This is a genomic window from Acidovorax sp., from assembly GCF_016783915.1.
Lineage (GTDB): Bacteria > Pseudomonadota > Gammaproteobacteria > Burkholderiales > Burkholderiaceae_C > Acidovorax.
This window is the reverse complement of record NZ_JADHVT010000027.1, coordinates 1-23,816: the sequence shown is the minus strand read 5'-3', so window position 1 is coordinate 23,816 and position 23,816 is coordinate 1. Positions and strand designations below refer to the sequence as shown.

The following is a 23,816-nucleotide window of genomic DNA, read 5'->3' as shown; positions in this document are numbered from 1 at the left end:
GGCTCGGCAGGCACAGAAATGACGCTGGTGCTACAGAATCATCTGGCCAATCGCCGTACGCTGCAAGCTCCGTGACAGGCTGCAGCGCCAAAAAGGCACATGATGCCAACAGAGACGCCCTTGAATACCTTTTCGCAGCAGAGCAACGCCATGACCACCACACCGCTTCGCATCGCCGTTCTTGGCATTGGCATGATGGGGTTGCCCATGGCCAGGCGGCTCAGCGAAGCAGGCCACAGGGTGCACGCCTGGAACCGCACCCGCGCCAAGGCAGAACCGCTGACGCAATGGGGGGTGACCGTGCACGGCAGCCCTGCCGATGCCGTCAAGGACGCCTACATTGCCATCAGTCTGCTTGAGAACGGCCCGGTCGTGGGCCAGGTCCTGTTTGAACAGGGCACTGCCCGGGCGATGCGCCCAGGCGCTCTTTTCATTGACATGGCCTCCATACAGCCCAGCGAGGCCCGCGACCACGCGGCCCGCCTGGGCGAGCTGGGCCTGACCCACCTGGACGCACCGGTATCGGGTGGCACCGTCGGTGCCGAAGCTGGCACCCTGGCCATCATGGCTGGCGGACGGCCTGAAGACTTTGCCCGTGCCCGGCCCGTGTTCGCCTGCCTGGGGCGCGCCACGCATGTGGGGCCACACGGCGCCGGGCAACTGGCCAAACTTGCCAACCAGATGATCGTGGGCATCACGATTGGCGCCGTGGCCGAAGCGCTGCTTTTTGCCGCCAAGGGTGGTGCCGATATGGCTAAGGTCCGCGAGGCCATCAGTGGTGGTTTTGCCGACAGCCGCATCCTGCAGTTGCATGGTCAGCGCATGGTGGAACGCGACTTTGCGCCCCGGGGCCGCATGGCTGTCCAGCTCAAGGACATGCGCAATGCTCTGGCCACGGCCAGGGAGACGGGTTTCGACGCCCCCATCACCGCATTGTTCGAGGCGCTGTATGCCGAGGGTGTGGACCACGGTCTGGGCGAACTGGACCACAGCGGTCTCTTTGTAGAGCTGGCCAGTCGCAACGCAATGCAATAATTTTTGAGCACGACTTGCAGAGTGCTAAAAAATTAGTGCATAATTCGAGGCTCTGCAGCAATGCAGACAAATTTAAAAGATTTGGGTTCTTAGCTCAGTTGGTAGAGCAGCGGACTCTTAATCCGTAGGTCGAGTGTTCGAGTCACTCAGGACCCACCAAATCAAGCCGCAAGGCACAAAAAGCCTGTTACCCATAAGTAGCAGGCTTTTTTGTTTTCAGACCGATTGCTTCCCCGCTCGCGGCAGCCCGGCCCCATGGCCCGGAGTCGTCCGCCGGCAGCACCATCGTCTGGCCGCCTGGGGCCCACGGCCCCGGTGTCCGCCCTCCACGGGTGGCAACGGATGTGTCTTTGCGAGAACCGCCGCGTGCTCTGCCCGCTGTGAGCCCACCATGCCATGGTGACCAGGCAGCGCCACAGATGCGCACCGTTTTTTCGAACCATGAATCCAGGCATCTACTCTTCGCGTACCTGTTTCAGTCGGGCGGCAACAATGCTGAGGCAGCAATTGCAAACAAATGTCTTGCGAAGCGGCACGGCACGCTCCCTTCGATACACTTTGTCATACAAGTGACACCACCCAGGCATGGATCCGATGCGCCCATCCGCCAGGTACGAGCCAGTAAAAAGAACACTGTGAAATCCATTTCCGCCACCCGTGCACTCCCCCTTTTTATCGCGCTGATCACTGCCGGGCTGATTTCTGCCCCCACCCCGCAAGCCAACGCCCAGACAATCAAGGCCCGCAACACTGCTGCCAAAGAGAAGGCACTGGTACGCCAGGAGCGTGAGGTCGCCCGCGCAGTGCAGACCAGCGACAGCGCGCGCGAAACCAATCCATTGACCACTCCTGCGCTACCCGCACGGCAGTGGAAAGTCAGCCTGAAGGAACTGGGCGTTGGGCGCCCAATCGCATTGCGCGGCGTGGAGAGTGAAGCCAGCGTGGGGGTGGGCGTAAGGCGTGACGAGGTCGTGGAAGCCGCCAAACTGCGCCTGACCTTCACGCTGTCGCCCGCATTGATCCCGTCACTGTCGCATCTCAAGCTGATGCTCAACGACGAAACCTTGCAGACCGTGGTGCTGGACAAGGAGCGGCTGGGCACGCCGCAGACGGTCGAACTCAACATTGACCCGCGCTATTTCACCGACTACAACCGGTTCCGCTTCCAGTTCATCGGCCACTACACGATGGAATGCGAGACGCCCACCCATTCAAGCCTGTGGGCCACCATCAGCAACGATAGCCAGCTGGAGCTTTCGTTGCGGCAGATCCCCCTGCGCAACGACCTCGCGCTGCTGCCTGCTCCGTTTTTCGACCCCCGCGACAACCGCCCCGTGAAGCTGCCATTTGTGTTCGGTAGCCAACCCAGCACCGGCACGCTCAAGGCATCGGGCTCCATCGCCAGCTGGATCGGCATGCTCGCAGGCTACCGAGGCAACCAGTTCCCCGTGCTGGAGAACCAGTTGCCGCGCTCGCATGCCGTGGTGCTGGCCACCAACGGCCAACGCCCCGCGTTCCTGCAGGACATGGCGCCGGTGACCGAGCCTACGATCTCCATGGTCAACCACCCCGAAGTGCCGGGGGCCAAACTGCTGCTGGTGCTGGGCAAGGACGACGCCCAGCTGCAGATGGCGGCCGACGCCTTGGCCCTGGGCAAAGCGGTTTTGTCTGGGCAAACCATTGCAGTCAAATCGCTGGACTATCCCGCACTGACCAAGCCCTACGACGCCCCGCGCTGGATAACCACCCAGCGGCCCGTGAAGCTGGCCGAGCTTGTGGGCAGCCCCTCGGACCTGCAACTGCGCGGCACGGTGCTCAATGACACGGTGAACATCTACACCCGTATGGCCCCAGACCTGTTCACCTGGAACGCCAAGGGCGTGCCACTAGACCTGGCCTACCGCTACACCCCCAGCAGCGTTTCGGACAATGGCAGCCTGAACATCTCCATCAACAACCAGTTCATCCAGTCCTACCCGCTGCAGTCGCGCGATGAGCGCACCAGCGGCAAGAACACCGTGATGCTGCCCCTGTTCGACGATGGCAACGCGCAAAACCGTTCGGACCTGAAGATCCCCGCCTTCATGATCGGCGGCGACAACCAGCTGCAGTTCGCGTTCCAGATCCCACCCAACGACTTGGGCCGCTGCAAGTCCGCGCCCCCCACCGAACTGTTTGCGGCCATTGATCCGCAGTCCACCATCGACCTGACAGGTTTTCGCCACTACCTGGCCATGCCCAATCTGGCGGCCTATGCCAACAGCGGCTTTCCCTTCACCCGGGTGCCCGACCTGGCCCAGACCTCCATCATCTTGCCCAACCAGCCCAGCACCGCAGACATCGAGGTCTTCCTGACCTCCGTAGGCCGCATGAGCGCCTCGACTGGCTATCCAGGCACCCGCTTTCAGCTGCTGCGCGCTGCGGACGCCAACAAGGCGGGTGACACAGACATCCTGATCGTGTCGCATGCAGACGCCGATGGTTTGCTGGAGCAATGGAAGAACCACCTGCCAGCCCTGCTGGCCGCTGGCGCCCGGTCGGTGCAGCCCCTGGAACGCGCGCTGGGCTCGTTCATCGAGCTGTTCAACCTGGAGTCCGAGCACCGTCTGTCCGCCTCCGGAGGACAGGCCGTGCTGCAGGGCACGGGACCGCTGGCGGCGGTCACAGGGTTCGAGTCGCCCTTGCACAGCGGACGCAGTGTGGTGGCGCTCACGGCCACTGACAAGGAAGCCATGGGGCTGTTGAGCCAGAGCCTGAACGATGCGGGCAAGATCAAGAGCCTGCGCGGCGATCTGGGCCTGATGCGGGGCGACGCCATCGAGAGCTTTCGCATCAAGCCGGTCTACTACGTGGGCGACCTGCCGTGGTGGCAACGCCTGTGGTTCCACCTGCACAGCCACCCCTTGCTGCTAGCGTTGGCGGGTATTGCCACTGGCCTTCTGCTGACATTCATTGTCTATGGCGCCCTGCGTACCATGGCGCGCCGCCGACTGGCCTCCCAGCATGACTGATCCCATTCGTCGGCGTACCGCCTTGCAAGCAGGCGGTGGTGCCGCGCTGCTGTCCTGGCTGCCCAGCCTCCGCGCACAGCCCAAACCCAGTGCAGACCGACTCGGGTGGCCTGCCTGGGAAGCGTTCAAGGCACAGTTCATCAACGAAGGCGGCCGCGTTGTTTCCGACGATGCCGAGGGCGGGCAGACCTACTCCGAAGGTCAGGCATACGCCTTGTTTTTTGCTTTGGTGGCCAATGACCGTGCCACCTTTGACAAGTTGCTGCGATGGACCGAAAACAACCTGTGCGACGGAGACATGACAGCCCGGCTGCCTGCCTGGCTATGGGGCAAACGCCCCGATGGCACCTGGGGGGTCATCGACAGCAACGCAGCCTCTGACGCCGACCTCTGGATTGCCTACGCACTGGGCGAGGCAGGTCGTCTGTGGAACGTGCGTAGTTTCCGCGCACTCTCGGCCCTGCTGGCTGCCCGTATCCTGCGCGAAGAAACTGCCAACCTGCCGGGCCTTGGGCTGACCCTTCTACCGGCGCCCCAGGGATTTGTGCAAGGAGACGGACGCTGGCGCCTGAACCCTAGCTACATGCCCATGCACCTGATGCACTGGCTGGCGGCTGTGGACCCGCAGCCCGAATGGAAGCAACTGGCGGACAGCTCGCTCAGGGTCATCCAGGGCGCATCGCCCAAGGGCTTTGCCCCCGACTGGACCGTGTACGACGCCAAGCGGGGTTTTCTGGTGGACGACAAGGGCAAGGAAAAAGGCCAGGGCAGCTACAACGCGATCCGTGTCTATCTATGGGCTGGCACGCTGCACGCCAACGCACCAGGCCGCAAGGCCCTGCTGGATAACCTGCAGCCCATGGCACGTTTTGTGCGCGAGCAGGGTTACCCGCCAGAGTCCATCGACATTCAGACGGCACAGGCCTCGGGCCCTGCACCCTCAGGGTTCTCTGCAGCGGTGCTGCCGTTCTTGCGGGCCGTGGGGGACGACCGTACCCTGCAATCGCAGCGCATGCGCCTGGAGGCCCGCCCGTTGCGCCCTACCGCCTACTACGAGCAGGTGCTGGGCTTGTTTGGGCTCGGCGCCATGGAGGGGCAATATCGCTTCACGGCAAGCGGGCAGCTCACTGTACGGTGGACACCGTGAAACACCACACCCGTCATTGGCTGCCGTCACTGACCTTGCTTGCAGCGGCCTGCCTGCCCGCGCAGCAAGGTGTGCTTGCCAGTACTCCGCCCGCCATCGAAGCAGAATTGCTGAGCGGCGCGCGCATGTGGGCCAGCAAAAACCGCCCCGATATGGCCCGCCAGTTGGTGGACAAGCTGCTGGCGATGGACCCCAACTCTCCGGAAGGCCTGGCCACACTGGGTGATCTGGCACTGCGCGAAAAGAAAACTGATGAGGCCCAGCGTGTACTGGCCACCTTGCGTGCACGCCATCCGGGTCACGTACTGACCCAGGAACTGGAAACCCTGGTGCGCGTGTATGGCCCCGACCGCGAAAAAATCGCCCAGATGCGCCTGATGGCGCGTGCAGGCCGCAAGGTCGAGGCCGCCGACCTGGCGCGCGAGCTGTTTCCACAAGGTCCACCCACGCTCGGCGGGCTGGCACTGGAATATCATCAGATCATGGGATCGACGGCCAAGAAGAGCACCGAGTCCCAACGCCAGTTGGCCAGGCTGTACCAGCAGACCGGGGAGTCTCGCTACCGACTGGCACAACTGGAGTTGCGCATGTACCAGGGCGAAAACCCAACGGCCGTGGTACAGGAAATCGAGGTGCTGGCAAAGCAGCCCGACACGAATGCCCAGCAACTTCAAGACCTGTGGCGTCGCGCCCTGGACCGGCTGGCCAACACTCCAGCCAACCTGCCCCGTGTGCGCGCATTCCTGCAGCGCTACCCGGCCGATAACGCGATGGTGGAACGACTGGCTGCCATGCAGCAAGCAGTCGAACGCGCAGCGCGCCTGGCCCGTGACCCGGCCAACATAGCCCGCCAGGCAGCACGCACCGCCCTTGACCAGGGCAACATTGACTTGGCTGAAGAACAGATCCAGGCAACGCTGGCGTTGCGGCCCCAAGATGGCGAGAGCCTGGGCAACCTGGGGTTGATCCGCTTGCGCCAGGGTCAGCATGCGCAAGCGCAGGAACTGTTCAGCCAAGCCTATATGCTGACGCGCCAAGGCCGATGGCAGGAGCTACAGGCCACCGCCAGGTTCTGGGGACTGTTGCGACAGGCCGACAGGGCTATCGAACAAAATGAACTGGGCACCGCCGCCAACCTGGCCGAGCGTGCGTTGCAGATGCAACCCCAAAGTGCCGACGCATTGACCACTCTGGCCGGCATTCGCGACCTGCAGGGCGACCATGCGCTGGCGCAAGACCTCTACCAAAAAGCACTGCAGCAGGAGCCAGACGGCACATCCGCCATCAAAGGTCTGGCGAGTCTCTATGCCCGCACCGGTCGCGTCACCCAAGCGTTGGCACTGCTGGCTGAGGCCGCCGCACGCGATGCAACACTCGCCACAAAACTATCCAGCGCCCAGGCTGATGTGCTGGTGGCCCAAGCAGAGGACGACCTTCAGGCACAGCGCCTCGGCCCCGCACTGCGTGCGCTGGAATCTGCAGTGGTGCTCGCCCCCGACGATGCGTGGATACGGCACCGCCTCGCGCGTGTTTACGTTCGCCTGGGCCGACCCCAGGAAGCGCTGCACGCCATGGATGAGGGAGTTGCGCGTATTCCGTCAGGCGCAGTCAACGCCGAGATGTTGTATGCCCGTGCCCTGATACGTTCGGCCCTGGACGATGACAGCGCAGCCCTGGCAGACATGAAGCGGATACCTACCGTCGATCAGACAGACTCCATGCGCGCGCTGGTACGGCGCTCGAGCGTCAAGTCGCTGGTCACCAAAGCCCTGACGACGCTGCCCCCTGCAGACGTCGAGGAACTGCTACGCCAGGCAGAGGAAACAGCAGGCAATGAAGCAGACCTGCTCTACACCGTGGCCAATGCCTGGTTTCGCCGTGCGCAGCCTGCAAGAGGCGTAGCGGTTTTCACCCGCTTGGCGGCCCGCGTACCCGCGCTGACGCTGGACACCCAACTGGACTACGCCCAATTGCTCAACCGGGCGGAGGACGATTCCGTTCTGGCCGAGCAATTGCCCCGCCTGCTGCAAGCCACGGGCTGGACCACCGAGCAAGAAGCCCGGCTGGTTGCGCTGTACACAGCGCACCAGGAGCGGCTCATCGAACAGCAGCGCCAGGCCGGTCGAACAAGTGAAGCCTCGCGTCTGGCGCGCAAGGCGTTGCCGCTGCCTGACACACTTTCTACGCCGCGCCAACGCACCCAGGCCCAGGCCCGGTTGCTCATAGCTGCGGCCGAATATGCCGATGCCGCACAGTTGCTCAAACCTCTGGCATCCGCGCAACCCGATGACCTGTCTGTTCGCATAGCGCTGGCTGACGCCCTGTCACGCCTCCAGGGCTCAGGCGACACGCGGGCCGCAGCCGACGAAGCCACGTGGTTGAAGGAGCACATCCCAACCGGCGATGCGGGGCAACAACTGGCGCTGCTGCGCATATGGCAACGTATCGGCCGCATGGACGAGGCGCGGACAATGGCGACCCGATTGCTGGAGGCCTTCCCGCAGGACAGCGACGTGCTGCTGCATGCGGCTCGCCTGGAGCGGGCCAACCGCAACTACGCGCAGGCCATGGTGTTCTTCCGCAGCGCACTCATGCTGGAGACACGCGGAAAGGACGCTGCACCCGCCACGGCACCTGACATCCAAGCCCAGGCATCCAGTGACTCAGAGCGCCCACTGGTTCTTCAGCAGAGCTACACACTGTCCGTGCCCGCAGATCCCGCCGTTATCGCCAAGATCCAAGGCGAGATCGACGCTATCGAGGCGAGGCGCCAGCCGCGGATCGAAGCAGGGCACCAGGCACTGAACAAGCGCTCCACCGACGGCATCTCCAGCCTGCACGGCTGGGAACGTCCCGTAGTGGCGTGGATGCCGCGAGGCTATGACGGACACTATTTCTTGCACGTGGATCGGGTGCAGCTTGATGCGGGTGACCTCCCTACTGACGGCTCAGACTTGCTCACCTTTGGGCAAGTGGCGGCATTGCCACCAGGATCCCCTTTTGCCACTGAACGGCGCCAACGCGGCCAGGGCACCAACCTTGGTTTCGGCTATGTGGGGGATGACCTCGAGTGGGACATTGGGACCACCGGGGTCGGCTTTCCGGTGACCAATGTGGTGGGTGGCCTGGCCAAGACCGGTGATCTGGGCCGCTACAGCTACAAGCTTGAAGCGTATCGGCGCCCCATCACCGGCAGCCTGCTGTCGTATGCGGGGGCACGCGACCCCATCACCGGCCAGGTGTGGGGCGGCGTGGTAGCGACTGGCGCTGCGGGCCGCCTTTCCACCGACATTGGGCCCTACAACACCTCGCTGAGCCTGAGCCTGGCAGCCCTCACCGGCAAAAATGTGGCAACCAACACCCGCGTCCAGCTGCGATGGGCACTGGACCGCGATGTGTGGCGCCACCGCGATGGCGTGGTCAACCTCGGTGTTGCCGTGTCAGCGTGGCACTATGGCAAGGACCTGTCCGAATACAGCTTCGGCCACGGGGGCTATTACAGTCCGCGCAACTACGCGTCCATCGCACTGCCTTTGGAGTGGAGCGGACGCCGCGGCGCATTGACCTGGCTGGCTCGCGGATCCGTTTCTGTTTCACGCAGCAGCAGTGGCGATAGCGACTACTTTCCGCAAAGCGCACTTCTGCAGTCCCTGGCACGTGCGCGGCTGGCGACCGACGGTAGCGTTCCAGTCTATGCGGGCAGTTCGGGCTCGGGTTTCGGGCGGTCGTTCCGGGGTGCGCTGGAGTACCAGGTCACGTCACACCTCGCATTGGGTGCGCAGCTGGAGCTGGACCGCTCGGCCTACTACGCACCCACTAATTTCATGGTGTACGGCCGCTACCGTTTCGAACCTGGCGGGGCTCCGCTGGACAACCGCCCACGGCCGGTGCAGACCTATTCGAGCTTCTGACATGTCCTTTGCATCTGCATCACAACGCAAGAGCCCCCCTGCACCGGGTGTTCTGCGCTCGCTCGCCATGCGCCTCAGGCCCTCGTTGGGCACTGCCAGCGCCGTCCAACCGACGACGACCATCGGCATTGCAGACCTGCCAGATGGCATTGGCCACTTGCCCTCCCATGTACCCGTCTCTCTGGTTGCCGCCGACAGCGGAAGCGCTGCGGTATGGTTCCCTGCGCTGATCGAAGACGCTTTGGCCGCTGGCCCCTTGGGGCTGGTGGCGTCCAGCACGCAGTGGTTGGACGAACTCCTGGAACGCCCCGCAGTGCGGGCGGCCTACTGCTCGGGCAAGATCAAGCTCTGGGTACTATCGCCTGGCATGCAGGTGCACGTCCAGCGCCATGGTCTCCTCCCACTGATGCAGGAGCTTGAACGCACTGGCCTGCTGCCACAGCACGCACTCTATCTCTGCGACGCACAAAACCTGTTGTCCGGATTGAGCATGACCCAACTCGCCCGGGTCAGTGACCAGCTCAGCGCCCTGTGCCGCCAGCGACAGCGCCCGGTGGTGTTAGCGTTCTCGCCACCGCTGGACGCCACTGCGCTCTTGCCAACGCTGCGCAACCTGTGCCAGATGTCCATGCACATCGCCACCCTGAACGCCGACGCTGACCGCTGGCGTCTCAATCTGGACCGCTGGGGTTCGGACATGGGGGCCCTTTTTCAGACCGCCTTTGGCTTGGTCCACGACGTCAGCACACACCGCCTTACAGCGGACGGCACCCGTACCCAGGGTGCCATACCCGAGCTGGTCACTGCAGCAGACCAGTGGAGTGTGTTGGCAACCCGGGCATCGGTAGAGGGTCAGCGCGGTGTGCCTGGCCACTGGCGCATCGTGGACGACCTGGAGGACATCGAAGTGGCGGCAGCCAACAGCGTGGCGTCCACTGTGCTGATCGACGCGGGCGCGGCTAGCGACTTTGAAGCCCGCGCTCGCCTGGTGCACCAGTTGCGTCTTTCTCGCCCCCCCACCCTCAAGATCGTGGTGCGCGAAAACCTGGGCAAGTTGCGCACCCACAGCGAACAGGCCCTGCTGCATCTGGGCGCCACCGTGGTGGTCTACAAAGAGGTGGGGTTCTCAAGACTGCTGCAACTACTGCAAGACATCAGTACACAGAGCCACACCCGCAGAGTGCACCCTGACTACGCACAGGCGCTTGACAGCTTCATGCCTCCCCGCGAGCGCGGCTACCAGGCCCCGGCACGGTTCTGCGCGCTGGTACGCGGCATGCTCGACCGTACCCAAGGCATTGGTCTGTCACACAGCCTGGTGCGGCTGAACATGTTGGACCAGATTCCGCACCTCGATGCGTTGCGCGCATGCCATACCTCGCGCGACGGTGACCTGTTCACTGCGGACCACGAAGCTGTCTACGTGTTCCTGTTTGCCTGCCGGGAGCCCGATGTGGAGCTGGCACTGCAGCGTGTATTTGCGCTGCCGCTGACCCAGCTGTTCACCTCGCAGGCTACGGACTGCTCAGAGACCGGCATACGCGCGATGGCCGACCAGTTACAGGAGTCCCTGCGCAAGGGTGTGCAGGACTACAGTGCCATCCTGACCGCCATCAGCGCGCCCGCACCTGCAGCTCTGGTGCATCCTCCTGCACAGCCTGTGGCGCAGGTACCAGCGGACGTACCCGCACTGCCTTCGCACGCCAGCGCAGAGAGCCTGCAGCCCACAGCCTTGCCTCTAGTTGCAACAAGACTGCCCATGCGCCTCCATCCCATCGGACGGCGTGTCGTTCCGCGCCCCCTTGGGAGGACATCCACATGACAGGATGGATGTTTGTCTACATGCTGCTGGGTGCTCTGCTGGCCTGGCCTTGCGCCTGGCTCCTGCGCCGCGTCCTGCAGGCTCGCCAACCGCTGCGCTGCGTACAGCCATATCGTCCCCACCTACCGCCAAGCGAATCCCTCATTCCTCCGCAAGGCGGGATGCACAAGGCCCCATGAACAAAGAGTTTGCATGCGTGTGATTGCTGTCGTTTCGCCGCTCGGTGGGTCCGGGCGTACCACCTTGGTCGCACACCTGGCGTCCCTGGGCGCCCATCAAGGCCAGAACATGTTGGCCGTGGAACTCTGTGCCCAGAATCTGCTGGGCATTCACCTGGGCATGCCCCGCCCCGCCACACAAGGGTGGGCGGCACTCGCAGCCCAGGGCTCATGGTGGGCGGACGGCAGCTTCGACAACGCTGACGGCGTCAGCGTTCTGCCATTCGGTCCGGCTGCGCCGAAAACCATCACGTCGCTTCACAAGCTGCTGGAGGCCAACCCGCAGTGGCTGCAAGAACAGATGGAACTGCTCGACGTGCCGGAACACTGCACGGTACTGCTGGACACACCGCAATGGCCCTCGCCTCTTGCGGATGCTGCGCTGCGCTGCGCAGACACGGTGTTGGTGGTACTGGAAGCATCCGCACGCGGATGCGCCAGTGCTGACAATGTAAACACCATGCTGAAGACATCACCAGCAGCTCCCCATGCACAGGGCATCGCGGTGGCGCGTTTTGACCCACGCCGGACATCGCACCGTGAGGCGCTCAGCACACTGCGACAGCAGTGGGGAGGCCAATTGCTGCCCTACACCGTGCACGAAGACGAAAACCTCTCACGTGCGCTTGCAACATCGCAGTGCGTAAACAGCATGGCACCGCACGCGCAGTCCTCGCACGATCTCCAGGGCATCTTCCGTTGGCTGTCCGCGGCGCCCCCGTTGCAGCCGCTGCCGACACCCGCTGCTGGAGCCGCCAAACCATGACAGACCCAGCTTCCGCACACAGGGCGCTGGTTTGGCTCCGAGGCTGGCTGGAGGTTGACCCCGGAGCTCCCTGGTGGATGTGGCTCTGGCGCTGCTTTGTCCTGCCTCCCTCGCCGCAGCGCGCGCTGCGGCCCTGGTTGCTGCGCCCAGTGCGCGGGCTTTGGGCAGGACTTTGCTCAACCATGCGCTGGCTCTGGAGAACCATGGCACTGGCGCTGACACTGCTTTTCTGGCCCATCCGGCTTTTTCTGCGCGCCATGGACCGTCTGGCCACCCACGTCAACGTGGGAAAGGGCATGCGGCTGGCCGACCAGTGGCTCACACCTGCCCTCGAAATCCCTGGTCTGCGCTGGGTGATCCTGGCCGTGGGCGCGGTGACGGGCTTGGTGGTCATGACCACCCCCTTCAACTGGTTTGGGCAACTGTTGTTCATGCTGCTTTGCTGGGGACTGTCCCTGGTGCTGCGGCGCCTGCCAGGCCGTTATCCATCGCTGGCGCTTGCCGCCATCAGCCTGCTCGCGATGGGGCGCTATGCCTGGTGGCGACTGACCTCTTCCATCGAATTCGATTCGGTCATCGAATCCTTCCTGGGCTACGGCCTGCTGGCTGCAGAGGCCTACACCTGGCTTGTGGTGGTGCTAGGCTTCATACAGACTGCCTGGCCCCTTCACCGCCGTCCAGCCGAACTGCAAGGCACGCCTGCGTCTTGGCCCACCGTAGACGTGTACATCCCCACTTACAACGAGCCGCTGAGCGTGGTGCGCACCACAGTGCTGGCGTCGATGGCGTTGGATTGGCCCAGGGAGAAGGTCAAGGTCTTCATCCTGGACGACGGCCGGCGCGAGGAATTCCGTGCATTCGCCGAATCGATGGGTGTGGGTTACATCGTGCGACCTGACAACAACCACGCCAAGGCCGGCAACCTGAACCATGCGCTGGGCAAAACCGATGGCGAGCTGGTCGCCATCTTCGACTGCGACCATATCCCCACGCGATCCTTCCTGACCACGGCCGTGGGCTGGTTTCAGCGCGATCCGAAGTGCGCCATGCTTCAAACGCCGCACCACTTCTTCTCGCCCGACCCGTTCGAGCGCAATCTGGGCACCTTCCGGCGCGTGCCCAATGAAGGCGCTTTGTTCTATGGCCTGATCCAGGACGGCAACGATTTCTGGAACGCGACCTTCTTCTGCGGATCGTGCGCGGTGATCCGCCGCGGCCCTCTGATGGAAGTGGGTGGCATCGCCGTGGAAACGGTGACCGAGGACGCCCACACCGCGCTCAAACTACATCGGCGCGGCTACACCACGGCCTACATCAATGAGACGCAGGCCGCTGGCCTGGCCACAGAAAGCCTGTCGGCCCATGTGGGCCAACGCATCCGCTGGGCGCGCGGCATGGCACAGATCTTCCGTGTGGACAACCCCTTTCTGGGCAAGGGGCTCACGGTCTGGCAACGCATCTGCTATGCCAACGCCATGGTGCACTTCTTTTTCGGGCTTCCGAGGCTGGTGTTCCTCACCGCTCCCATGGCCTTCCTGTTCTTTGAATGGCACATCATCAACGCGGGCGCCATCATGATCGCCCTGTATGTGCTGCCCTACATCTTGCAATCGAACATTGCCAACGCGCACGTGCAAGGCGAGCACCGACACACTTTCTGGGCCGAGGTCTATGAAACCGTGCTGGCCTGGTACGTGGCACTGCCCACCACGGTGGCGCTTATCAACCCGCGTCTGGGCAAGTTCAACGTGACTGCCAAGGGCGGGCTGGTGGATGAGCCGTACTTCGACTGGGTGATCTCCCGCCCATACACCGTGCTGGTGCTGCTCAACTTTGCGGCCTTTGGCATGGGACTCCTCCGCTTGTTCTTCTGGAACACCGAGGAAACAGCCACAGTACTCCTCAATCTGCTGTGGACGGTGTACAGCATTCTCATGCTAGGTGCTGCATTGGGTGTTGCGTCCGAGGCGCGCCAGGTGCGGCGAATGCACCGCGTCGCCACGCAGTTGCCTGCGACCTTGTACAAGGACGATGGCACTGTGTTGCAGGCCCTTTGCATCGACTTCTCTATGACCGGCGTGGGACTACAACTGCCAGAAGGCACCCCGCTGGTCGTGGGGGACAAAGTGCAGATTGGACTGTGGCGCAGCGACACGGAATGCACCTTTCCTGCCACGGCGATGCTGCACAGGGGGCAGAGCTCCACCGGTTTTCAGTTCGACCCCATGACGCGCGAACAACAAATCGACCTGGTGCAATGCACCTTTGCTCGACCAGACACCTGGCGGCAATGGAACGACAGCCATGACACCGACCGCCCCCTGCACGGCTTGCAGGAAATCGCGCAACTGGGTGTGCTGGGCTACCGCAAGTTCTGGATTTCGCTGATAGATTCGGCACGCAGCCGATGGCCCTTTAGCAAACAGCGCAGTCAGGAAGGGCTGCAGGCATGAGCTTCTGGCACCTGATTTTCCTTGCCAAGGTGGGGCTGTACTTCGGTGGCTATATTGGCCTGAACTGGTGGTTGAACCTCCTGCTGTGGCTATCCATGCTGCCTCCCATTCCACACGCTGGGTGGCGACGTGCACGCACTGCAGTTGCCCTGCCAGCAGCGGTAGCGCTCCTGTATGCAGACTCGTACCTGCCCAGCCCAGGGCGCGTGCTGTCACAGCTCAAAGCGCTGAGCGGATTCAGCGCAGACTATTGGCTGGAGCTCGCCCAGCGGGTTTTCAACCCTGAAATGCTGGTGGCGGGGTTGGTCGGTATCGTGCTTTATTTGGCATTGGCCCGACGGGTACGTGCAGGGACCTTCGCACTGCTGGCCCTGTTGAGTGTGCCGGTGGTAGCGGCCTTGCAGGAGCAGGCAGCCACCCCGCAGGCCACCGTGGCCACGGCAGACGGCAAGAACCGAGGCGCCGCACCCAACGCCAGCCAGGACACCTCGCCTGATGCCCTACTACTGCGCTTTTACGCCAGCGAAAGCCAAAGGCGCGTCCAGTTCACCGCGCCCAATGCGCCCCCGGCATTCGACATCATCCTTCTGCATGTGTGCTCCTTGTCGTGGGATGACATGGACTTTGTAGGACAGCGGGACAACCCGTTCCTCAAGCGTTTTGATGTGCTGTTCACCAACTTCAACAGTGCCGCCAGCTACAGCGGGCCGGCCTCGCTGCGGGTATTGCACGGCACCTGCGGGCAAACGCCGCACAACAAGCTGTACGAGGGCATTGATCCGCAGTGCTATGTGTTTCCCAACCTGGAAAAAGTGGGTTACCAGACCGCTGCGCTGCTCAACCACGACGGTGTGTACGAAGAGTTTGCCCATGCGCTAGAACAGCGCGGAGGCCTTGCTGGCAAGCTGCAGTCCAATCAGGGCGCACCTGTGCACATGCAGAATTTTGATGGCTCGCCCATCTATAACGACCACGCCCTGCTGGCGCAGTGGTGGAAGAAGCGCAGCAATGACCGAAGCGCAGGGCCCGTGGCACTCTACTACAACACCATATCCCTGCACGATGGCAACAGGGTGCCTGGCATGGCTTCGCGCAACAGCCTGGAGACGTTCAAGCCCCGTCTGGTGCAGCTGTTGGCTGACTTCGACAAGTTCATTGCCGAACTGGAGGCAGCAGGCCGCCCTGTGGTCGTGGTGCTGGTCCCCGAGCATGGAGCATCGCTGCGCGGAGACAAGATCCAGATGTCTGGCATGCGGGAGATTCCGGGCCCCCGCATCACCCTTGTCCCTGCGGCAGTGAAGCTGGTGGGCATGAAGCCGTCGGAGGCATCCGCCCCCTCCGGCCCCCTAGTCGTGAACCAGCCGATGAGCTACTTGGGCTTGTACACCCTGCTGGGCGATCTGATTCGCGATAACCCTTACGCCGACTCCGCACGCCCGTTGGCGGAACGGCTTGCGGCCCCGGTCACCACCCCCTTTGTGTCAGAGAACGCCGATGTGATCGTCATGCGCAACATGGAGGGCAAGTACCTGATGCGCTCGGGGAACGGCGAATGGGTTCCCTACAACTATTGACGGCGTTGGCATAAAGCCTGAAGGGCGCGTGACGAGGGGTTGCGCAACAGCCCCCCCTCTTCGACAAGCGGCCGCATACGTCCCGCATAATCTATCCGCACCTCGCACCATCCTGCGATGCTGCGGAGGTGCGATGTCCTTTCGCGTGCCCTTAACACCCATCTGCCACCACCCATGAACCCACAAGCCCATCTGCTCTGGAAAGCACCCCGCTGGGCGCTCGCGATCCTGTTGGCTGTGCTGGGCATGCTCGGGCCTTTCTCTATCGATACCTACATCCCCGCCTTCTCGGGCATCGCTGCGGCACTGGGAGCCACGCCGGTGGAAATGCAGCAGACGCTGTCCGCCTACCTGTTCGGCTTTGCGTTCATGAGTCTGTTCCATGGCGCGCTAGCGGACAGCTTCGGGCGCAGGCCCGTGATCTTGTGGGGCATTGCCGTGTTCACGCTGGCATCCGCCGGGTGCGCACTGTCACAAACGATTGGTCAATTGGTCTTTTTTCGCGCCCTGCAAGGTTTGTCCACGGGGGCAGGCATCGTGGTCTCCCGCGCGGTGATCCGCGACATGTTCCCTCCTGCACAAGCGCAGAAGGTTATGAGCCAGGTGACCATCTACTTTGGAGTGGCTCCAGCGATTGCTCCCATCATCGGAGGCTGGCTGTTTGTCCACACTGGGTGGCACAGCATCTTCTGGTTCCTGACCCTGGTGGGAGTTGCGCTGTGGACGGCCAACTTCCGACTGCTGCCCGAGACCCTGCATGTGGAGCAGCGCCAGCCCTTTCATGTGCGCCACCTGATGCGCGGCTACGTACAGCTGGGCACCAGTGCGCGCTTTGTGCTGCTAGCTCTGGCCAGTGGCGTGCCCTTCAATGGCATGTTCCTGTACGTGCTCTCGGCCCCTGCATTTCTGGGAGAGCACCTGTCGCTGGCACCCACGCAATTTTTCTGGTTTTTTGTGCTCACCATCTCGGGGATCATGGGCGGCGCGTGGCTAAGTGGACGGCTCGCGGGGCGTATCCCCCCCAAGCGCCAGATCCGCCACGGGTTTGTCATCATGTTTTCGGTGGCTGTACTGAACCTGGCAGCCAATCTGCTGTTCACCGCCCACGCCTGGTGGGCACTGGCACCCATCGCGATGTTCTCTTTTGGCTGGGCGCTGATGGTGCCCGTGGTGACTTTGCTGGTATTGGACCTCTACCCGGAGCGTCGGGGCATGGCCTCGTCCATGCAGGCGTTTGTCGGTTCTTCGGCCAATGGGCTGGTGGCGGGCCTCATAGCACCGCTGGTGATGCACTCCACCGTTTTACTGGCACTGTCATCGCTGCTGATGTTGTGCATCGGCATGCTTTCCTGGATCTATCTGCACCATCGCTGGCCCGAGATAGGTCGTACGCCAGTCCACCTCTGATCAGGACATTGATCAAGGACCGGACTGACGCCGGTCCACGTTCTTTTGCTGGTAATACCGGTTCTTTTCTGCATACATCGCCTGGTCTGCGCGGTGGATCGCTGCCTCCACCGCATCTCCCGACTGGCAACAGGCAATCCCCATGGCCAGGCTCAGATGCTGGCCGGGGTAGAACTGGTTGTTGAGTTCAAGCATCGACAAAATGCGTTCCTGCAATGCCATGGCCCCGCGCTCGTCCGTTCCAGGCAGCAACACCATGAACTCATCTCCACCAATGCGGGCTGCGCAGGCCGGGGCATCCACGGCCTTGGCCAACACCTCGCCGGCACGGCGCAGCATGGAGTCCCCCGCTGCGTGGCCCTGCTCGTCGTTCACGACCTTGAGACCATTGAGATCGATGGCGATAACGGACAGCGGCCAAGGGCCCTTGCGGGTCAGGCGGTTGAGCTCTTCCGCGTAAAAGGCGCGGTTACGCAACTGCGTGAGTACATCGTGCTTGCCCAGGTACTCCAGATAAGCCTCGGCCTTTTTGCGCGCCGTGATGTCCACCAGCGACAGCAGCACCAGGCCCCAGTCGCTCATGTGGTCGGCCAGCACCGAGAACTGCATGTGTATATGCACCGCGTCGCCAGACAAGGAGTAGTTGACCACCTCCCGCTGCTGGAAGGTCTTGCCTTCCCACAGGTCCAGCAGCTGCTCTGCAAAGGACTCATGCATCTCTCCGCGAAACACTCGACTGATATTGTTCAGCAGCATTTCCTTGCTCGCGGCACCAAACATGCGCAGTGTCTGCTGGTTGACATCGATCACCCGAATTTCGTGCATGCAGCGCGTCACGAACTCAGGATGCACCCGGATGAAAGTCTTGAAATCGTCGATACCCTGGGCACGCACGCCATCGAGCAGGTTCTTGACCGCGCTGAAATCCTCTACCCACAAGGACACCGGGGAATGCTCGAACAGGTCACGCGCATACTGCTCGCTGCGGCGCAGTTCAGCACCAGCGCGTACAGTGCCCGTCACATCCTCAAGCGACACCAGCACACGACTCCAGTTGTCCTCATACCCGGGCAAGATACGCGCACGGATCTGCACATCCAGCCGCCGCCCGTCGAGCGCGTAGTTCACAGTCTGGTTGGAAAACTCCAGCTGTCCGTCCCACAGCTGTGACAGCTCATGCGCCACCGCGTCGTGCATGTCGTCACGGAACACCTTGTCCAGGTTGGCCTCCAGAACCCGCTGGTTCTCGGCGGCAAACAGGTCCAGTGTGCGCTGATTGACCTTGAGCACCTTGAGTGCGGAGCTGCAGGCCCGCAGGCGGGCCGGATCTTGGGCCAGATACGTGCGGATATCAGTCACGCCTTCGGCGCGCCACTGGTCAAAAAGCTGCTTGAGCGCACTGTAGTCCTCCAACCAGAGCGACACTGGCGCCAGCCCGAACATGTGCTCAAAGTCCGCACCCGAAGATAAAGAAGACGACACAGCAGATTCCTCCGGCGGCCATTATTGACGAGTCGCCGATGGCATCTGCGGCTGAAAAGGCGTCTACCATGAAAAAAGGCCAGCACCTTGCGGTACCAGCCTTTGCAACAGCGGTGGCGCTAGGCCACCAAACTGTCAGCGATCAGCGCGCGGGGCGTGCAGGACGCTTGCGGGCGTCGTGGGCCACGAAGGGCTTGCCAGCACCACCAGCAGGCTTGGCAAACGCCGGCTTGCGAGGAGCGAAATCGCCGCGCGGTGCACCCGCATCGCCACGGGGAGCAAAGCCACCACGGCCTGTGTCACCAAAACCAGGCTTGCGGCCATAACCGTCACCGTCACGACGCGGCGCAAAACCACGGTCGCCGCCACGGTCATCACGGCCAGCGAAACCACCGCCGCCTTCACCACGGGCAGGGGCGCCACGGTTGTCACGACCAGCAAAGCCGCCGCCAAAGCCACCACCGAATCCACCACGATCATTGCCACCACGTGCGGGACCACCGAAGCGACCGCGCGACTGGTTGTCACGGTTGTCATATGAACGGCCTGGGGCGCCACGGCCACCACCGAAATCGCCACCGCGAGGTGCCTGCGGCGCGCGCTGCGAGGGCTCCATGCCCGGAATCACTTCGGCCTTGAACTGCTGGCGGCTGTACGACTCAATGTCGTAGATCTTGCGGCGATCGCGGAACTCGGCAAACGTGATGGCCAGGCCATCGCGGCCCGCACGGCCCGTACGACCAATGCGGTGGGTGTAGTCCTCAGCCTTCATGGGCAGGCCGAAATTGAACACGTGGGTGATGGTGGGCACGTCGATACCACGCGCGGCCACGTCGGTGGCCACCAGGATCTGAACCTGACCAGCGCGCAACGCCATCAAACGGCGATTGCGCAGGCCCTGGCTCAGGGCGCCGTGCAGCGCCACGGCCGAGAAGCCTTCTTGCTGCAGGTCGTTGGCCAAACCGTCACACTCCACCTGGGTACTGGCGAATACGATGGCTTGGTTGATCGTGGTGTCACGCAGCCAGTGGTCCAGCATCTTGCGCTTGTGCTGGGCATTGTCGGCCCAGTACAGCACTTGCTTGATGTTGGCGTGCTTCTCTTGCGGAGAATCGATGGTCACCTTCTGCACAGACGAACCACCATCGTGCATCACGCGCATGGCCAGTTGCTGGATGCGGGGCGCAAATGTGGCGCTGAACATCATGGTCTGCTTGCGCTGCGCGGTCAGCTGGTTCAGTTCAGCCAAGTCATCCGAGAAGCCCAGGTCGAGCATACGGTCCGCTTCGTCAACGACCAGGAACTGCACCTTGTCGAGCTTGATTTGCATCGAGCGCTGCAGGTCCAGCAGGCGGCCAGGGGTCGCCACCACGAGGTCAGCGTTTTGCAGTTTGGCGATCTGCAGCTGGTAAGGCATGCCACCCACCACGTTGGCCACACGCAGGCCACGGCAATGCTTGACCAGGTCGATGGCATCGTGCGCGACTTGCTGCGCCAGTTCACGGGTCGGGCACAGGATCAGGGCACCTGGGGTGGCAGCCTTGAAGTTGCGCGAACTGGTAGGGTCCTTGCGTTTGGCGCGCTTGGGAGCAGGTTCGCCACGGGCAGCGGCTTCGGCCACGGCGCGTTCAAAAGCGGCGCGCTCTTCGGCTTCGGCAGCGGCTTGCTGGTTGATCAGCGTGTGCAGCACGGGCAGCAGGAAGGCGGCGGTCTTGCCGCTGCCAGTCTGGCTGGAGACCATGAGGTCAATGAACTTGGTGGAGTCATTGCCACCGCCCATCGCCAGGGGGATGGCCTTGAGCTGCACGCTGGTGGGTTGGGTGTAGCCGAGGTCAGCCACAGCTTGCACGAGTTCAGGGGCCAGGCCCAGCTCAATGAAGCCGTTGGGTTCAGCGGTCACGGAAGCGTCGGCTTCGACAGCAGATGCCACGGCGTCCAGGGGGGAAGACTGCACGGAAATGTCGGCAGCAAAGGAAGTATCTGCAGGCGCGAATTCGCCCTGCACCAAAGAGGTGTCGGTCATGATTTTTCTCTCACGAAGACGGTCGCGGGCGCAGCCCACGATTGGCTTCGTCAAATGGTTAAAAAACATCAACCATCAAACGAAACCTGCGCTGGCGCAGAAAAGGCCGGAGCGGGTGGGCATTATTCGCCAGTCCTGCACTGTCGATGGACAGTCGGCTGGCAAGCCCGGTGTGTGAGGGGAGATGCACAATCTGCGAGGAATTCCTGCGCAGCCAGCGATTATTGCACGATTAAGGGTTTGCCCGCAATACCCCCTTTGCTTTTACCGGGGGAACCACCTCGATTGCGCCGAATTCTTTCGCGCGCCTTCGTAATGCACGCGCGCCCAGGGGCGGACATCACGCGGAACTACTGCCCTCCTCCCTTCCCCACCAAGAAAGAGGAGCAGCAACTTAGGACGTTTTCACATCCACGGCCAATAGGTGCTGGCGGTAATGCGCCAGCTCGTCGATGGACTCGTGGACATCTGCCAGGGCCGTGTGTTTTTGCGCCTTCTTGAAGCTGGTGTAAGCCTCAGGCTTCCAGCGCTTGGCCAGCTCCTTGAGCGTGCTCACATCTACGTTGCGATAGTGAAAGAACCGTTCGAGCTTGGGCATGTAGCGGACCAGAAACCGCCGGTCCTGGCCAATGCTGTTGCCGCACATGGGCGCGGTGCCCTTGGGCACGTACTGGGCCAGGAAAGCAAGGATCTTCTGCTCCGCTTCCTCCTCCGTCACCGTGGACGCCTTCACCTTGTCGATCAGGCCGCTGCGGCCGTGCGTGCCTTTGTTCCAGGCATCCATCTTGTTCAGCAATTCATCCGGCTGGTGAATGGCGAACACGGGGCCTTCGACGCGGGGTTCCAGGCTCGGACCGGTCACAACCACGGCGATCTCCAGCAGGCGGTCGGTGTCGGGCTCCAGGCCGGTCATTTCACAGTCCAGCCAGACCAGGTTCTGGTCGGATTTGGCAAGCGTGGCAGGGGTGGGGTTGTTGGCTTCTGACATGGCGCGCATTGTCGCCGATGGCCTAAACTCGCCGCACATGCCCACCTCTGACGACATTTCCCCCTCTTTGCTGTTCACCCTGGCCTTTGCAGCCGCGCTGCTGCTGGGCCTGGCCCTCAAGTTCTGGCTGGCGACGCGCCAGGTCCGGCATGTAGCACGCCATCGCGCTGCGGTCCCGGTACCGTTTGCCGAGCGCATCGCCCTGGCGGCGCACCAGAAGGCGGCCGACTACACCATCACCAAGGCCCGGCTGGGCATGCTGGAGATGGCGCTGGGCGCGGCCGTGCTGCTGGGCTGGACCTTGCTGGGCGGTCTGGACTCTTTGAACCAGACACTGCTTGCCGCACTGGGCGGCGGCATGTGGCAACAGATAGCATTGCTGGTGGCCTTTGCCGCCATCAGTGGCCTGATCGACCTGCCCCTGTCGCTGTACCAGACCTTCGTGGTGGAAGAACGGTTTGGCTTCAACAAGATGACCTGGCGCCTGTGGTTGGCGGACGCGCTCAAGGGGCTGCTGGTGGGCGCGATCATCGGGCTGCCCATTGCCGCGCTGATCCTCTGGTTGATGGGCGCTGCAGGCCCGCTGTGGTGGCTGTGGGCCTGGTGTTTCTGGATGGGTTTCAACCTGCTGCTGATGGTGATCTACCCCACCTTCATTGCACCGTTGTTCAATAAATTCCAGCCGCTCGAAGACGAGTCGCTCAAGACCCGCGTGACTGCGCTGATGCAGCGTTGCGGCTTCTCGGCCAAGGGGCTGTTCGTGATGGATGGCAGCCGCCGCAGCGCGCACGCCAACGCCTATTTCACCGGTTTTGGTGCCGCCAAGCGCGTGGTGTTTTACGACACCCTGCTGCGCCAGCTGGCGCCTGGCGAGGTCGAAGCCGTGCTCGCCCATGAGCTGGGCCACTTCAAGCACCGCCACATCATCCAGCGCATCGTGACCTTGTTCGCACTGAGCCTGGCGGGCTTTGCGTTGCTGGGCTGGCTCTCCACCCAGGTGTGGTTCTACACCGGGCTGGGCGTGCGACCCAACATCTCGCTCGACCCTGTCATCGCCGCCGCACCCAATGATGCGCTGGCACTGTTACTGTTCATGCTCGTCGTGCCGGTGTTCACCTTCTTCATCTCGCCGCTGTTTTCGCAACAATCGCGTCGCCATGAATTCCAGGCGGACGCGTATGCCGTAGCCCAGGCCAGCGGCGCCGACCTGTCGTCGGCCTTGCTCAAGCTGTACGAAGACAATGCCTCCACGCTGACACCCGATCCGGTATACGTGAAGTTTTACTACTCGCATCCGCCCGCCACTGAACGACTGGCGCGCATGCAAACCCCTGTCCACCCATGACTACCATGTTGAAGAAAAAAGATTGGTCCACGCTGATACGCCGGGCCCTGACAGCTACAGAAGTAGTAGCAAACCTGGCCAAGCTGGAGGGCTGGAGCCTCAGTGGTGACGGTGCCAACGTCGCCATCGAGAAGACCTACCACTTTGCCAATTACTACGAGACGATCTCGTTCGTGAACGCCCTGGCTTTCATCGCCAACGCGCAAGACCACCACCCTGATCTGTCGGTGCACTACAACCGTTGCGTGGTGCGACTGAACACGCACGACGTGCACGGCATCTCAAGCACCGACTTCGAGTGTGCCACCCAGTTCGACGCGCTGGTCTCGCTGTGACACAGGCCCACCATGGCTGAACGCAGCGCCCTCATGGAAGGCACCGTGGTGGCCAGCCATGGCCGCCACTGCATGGTCGAGACCCCCGATGGGGAGCGCCGCATCTGCCACCCCCGTGGTAAAAAAAGCCAGGCCGTCGTCGGCGACCATGTGCTGTGGCAAGCACCGCCGCCCGGCCAAGGCGAAGAAGGTACCATCGAAAAGGTCAAGGAGCGGCGCAACCTGTTTTACCGACAGGACGAGATCCGCACCAAGTCATTTGCTGCCAACCTCGATCAGGTGCTCATCCTGATTGCGGC

At 62.7% G+C, this 23,816-nt stretch carries 15 protein-coding genes, 1 tRNA gene and 1 pseudogene; 14 read left to right on the top strand and 3 right to left on the bottom strand.

Annotated elements, in window-relative coordinates; genetic code table 11:
- Positions 1–150 precede the first annotated feature (150 nt).
- From ISS20_RS07905 to ISS20_RS07860, 10 genes are all read left to right on the top strand, one after another.
- Entirely contained in the window at positions 151–1,035 is an 885-nt protein-coding gene (locus tag ISS20_RS07905; RefSeq protein ID WP_291435394.1) for an NAD(P)-dependent oxidoreductase, read from the top strand.
- An 83-nt stretch (positions 1,036–1,118) separates the two neighbouring features.
- Positions 1,119–1,194, top strand: a tRNA-Lys gene (locus ISS20_RS07900).
- A 476-nt stretch (positions 1,195–1,670) separates the two neighbouring features.
- Positions 1,671–4,046: a cellulose biosynthesis cyclic di-GMP-binding regulatory protein BcsB gene (gene bcsB, locus ISS20_RS07895; protein WP_291435393.1), complete on the top strand. Its 2,376-nt coding sequence runs from the start codon at positions 1,671–1,673 to the stop codon at positions 4,044–4,046.
- Positions 4,039–5,193: a cellulose synthase complex periplasmic endoglucanase BcsZ gene (bcsZ, locus tag ISS20_RS07890; RefSeq protein ID WP_291435391.1), complete on the top strand. Its 1,155-nt coding sequence runs from the start codon at positions 4,039–4,041 to the stop codon at positions 5,191–5,193. Before bcsB ends, bcsZ begins: the two co-directional genes overlap by 8 nt.
- Complete coding sequence (locus tag ISS20_RS07885; protein WP_291435389.1) at positions 5,190–9,104, top strand: cellulose synthase subunit BcsC-related outer membrane protein; 3,915 nt, start codon at positions 5,190–5,192, stop codon at positions 9,102–9,104. The genes bcsZ and ISS20_RS07885 overlap by 4 nt, the downstream gene beginning before the upstream one ends.
- Position 9,105: 1 nt before the next feature.
- The gene (bcsE, locus tag ISS20_RS07880) at positions 9,106–10,926 is read left to right on the top strand and encodes a cellulose biosynthesis protein BcsE (RefSeq protein WP_291435387.1); all 1,821 of its coding nucleotides are present in this window, start codon (positions 9,106–9,108) and stop codon (positions 10,924–10,926) included.
- Between the two features lie 192 nt (positions 10,927–11,118).
- Complete coding sequence (gene bcsQ / locus ISS20_RS07875) at positions 11,119–11,910, top strand: cellulose biosynthesis protein BcsQ (protein WP_291435385.1); 792 nt, start codon at positions 11,119–11,121, stop codon at positions 11,908–11,910.
- A gap of 203 nt (positions 11,911–12,113) precedes the next feature.
- Complete coding sequence (bcsA, locus tag ISS20_RS07870) at positions 12,114–14,363, top strand: UDP-forming cellulose synthase catalytic subunit (protein ID WP_291435384.1); 2,250 nt, start codon at positions 12,114–12,116, stop codon at positions 14,361–14,363.
- A complete protein-coding gene (bcsG, locus tag ISS20_RS07865) occupies positions 14,360–15,937 on the top strand; it encodes a cellulose biosynthesis protein BcsG (protein WP_291435382.1) in 1,578 nt (525 codons plus the stop codon). Before bcsA ends, bcsG begins: the two co-directional genes overlap by 4 nt.
- A 174-nt stretch (positions 15,938–16,111) precedes the next feature.
- Entirely contained in the window at positions 16,112–17,344 is a 1,233-nt protein-coding gene (locus ISS20_RS07860) for a multidrug effflux MFS transporter (protein WP_291435381.1), read from the top strand.
- A gap of 12 nt (positions 17,345–17,356) precedes the next feature.
- On the opposite strand, the gene ISS20_RS07855 is transcribed toward ISS20_RS07860, so the two are convergent.
- Positions 17,357–18,826, bottom strand: coding sequence for a GGDEF domain-containing protein (locus ISS20_RS07855; RefSeq protein ID WP_291435379.1), 1,470 nt, complete (start codon positions 18,824–18,826; stop codon positions 17,357–17,359).
- Between the two features lie 142 nt (positions 18,827–18,968).
- Positions 18,969–20,849 (bottom strand): DEAD/DEAH box helicase, encoded by a 1,881-nt coding sequence (locus ISS20_RS07850; RefSeq protein WP_099729613.1) that lies wholly within the window; start codon positions 20,847–20,849, stop codon positions 18,969–18,971.
- On the opposite strand from ISS20_RS07850, the gene ISS20_RS07845 reads away from it, so the two are divergent.
- Positions 20,848–21,027 carry a hypothetical protein gene (locus ISS20_RS07845; RefSeq protein WP_143227242.1) on the top strand — a complete coding sequence of 60 codons (180 nt, stop codon included), beginning with the start codon at positions 20,848–20,850 and terminating at the stop codon, positions 21,025–21,027. The two genes, ISS20_RS07850 and ISS20_RS07845, sit on opposite strands and share 2 nt — an antisense overlap.
- A 216-nt stretch (positions 21,028–21,243) precedes the next feature.
- On the opposite strand, the gene orn is transcribed toward ISS20_RS07845, so the two are convergent.
- A complete protein-coding gene (gene orn / locus ISS20_RS07840) occupies positions 21,244–21,837 on the bottom strand; it encodes an oligoribonuclease (RefSeq protein WP_056062110.1) in 594 nt (197 codons plus the stop codon).
- Positions 21,838–21,874: 37 nt separating this feature from the next.
- Here orn and ISS20_RS07835 point away from each other — a divergent pair, with 37 nt between their 5' ends.
- The 3 genes and pseudogenes from ISS20_RS07835 to ISS20_RS07825 form a co-directional block, all read left to right on the top strand.
- Positions 21,875–23,182: a M48 family metallopeptidase gene (locus tag ISS20_RS07835; RefSeq protein ID WP_291435375.1), complete on the top strand. Its 1,308-nt coding sequence runs from the start codon at positions 21,875–21,877 to the stop codon at positions 23,180–23,182.
- Positions 23,179–23,517, top strand: coding sequence for a 4a-hydroxytetrahydrobiopterin dehydratase (locus tag ISS20_RS07830; RefSeq protein ID WP_099729612.1), 339 nt, complete (start codon positions 23,179–23,181; stop codon positions 23,515–23,517). The genes ISS20_RS07835 and ISS20_RS07830 overlap by 4 nt, the downstream gene beginning before the upstream one ends.
- A 12-nt stretch (positions 23,518–23,529) precedes the next feature.
- Positions 23,530–23,816 (top strand): annotated as a pseudogene (locus tag ISS20_RS07825) (ribosome small subunit-dependent GTPase A); the annotation flags it as partial.

Excerpts from the sequence above, each read along its gene's own strand:
- ISS20_RS07905 (WP_291435394.1), top strand. The coding sequence starts at position 151 with ATGACCACCACACCGCTTCGCATCGCCGTTCTTGGCATTGGCATGATG.
- bcsZ (WP_291435391.1), top strand. The coding sequence starts at position 4,039 with ATGACTGATCCCATTCGTCGGCGTACCGCCTTGCAAGCAGGCGGTGGT.
- bcsE (WP_291435387.1), top strand. The coding sequence starts at position 9,106 with ATGTCCTTTGCATCTGCATCACAACGCAAGAGCCCCCCTGCACCGGGT.
- bcsQ (WP_291435385.1), top strand. The coding sequence starts at position 11,119 with ATGCGTGTGATTGCTGTCGTTTCGCCGCTCGGTGGGTCCGGGCGTACC.
- bcsA (WP_291435384.1), top strand. The coding sequence starts at position 12,114 with ATGGCACTGGCGCTGACACTGCTTTTCTGGCCCATCCGGCTTTTTCTG.
- bcsG (WP_291435382.1), top strand. The coding sequence starts at position 14,360 with ATGAGCTTCTGGCACCTGATTTTCCTTGCCAAGGTGGGGCTGTACTTC.
- ISS20_RS07860 (WP_291435381.1), top strand. The coding sequence starts at position 16,112 with ATGAACCCACAAGCCCATCTGCTCTGGAAAGCACCCCGCTGGGCGCTC.
- ISS20_RS07845 (WP_143227242.1), top strand. The coding sequence starts at position 20,848 with ATGATTTTTCTCTCACGAAGACGGTCGCGGGCGCAGCCCACGATTGGC.
- ISS20_RS07850 (WP_099729613.1), bottom strand. The coding sequence starts at position 20,849 with ATGACCGACACCTCTTTGGTGCAGGGCGAATTCGCGCCTGCAGATACT.
- orn (WP_056062110.1), bottom strand. The coding sequence starts at position 21,837 with ATGTCAGAAGCCAACAACCCCACCCCTGCCACGCTTGCCAAATCCGAC.
- ISS20_RS07835 (WP_291435375.1), top strand. The coding sequence starts at position 21,875 with ATGCCCACCTCTGACGACATTTCCCCCTCTTTGCTGTTCACCCTGGCC.
- ISS20_RS07830 (WP_099729612.1), top strand. The coding sequence starts at position 23,179 with ATGACTACCATGTTGAAGAAAAAAGATTGGTCCACGCTGATACGCCGG.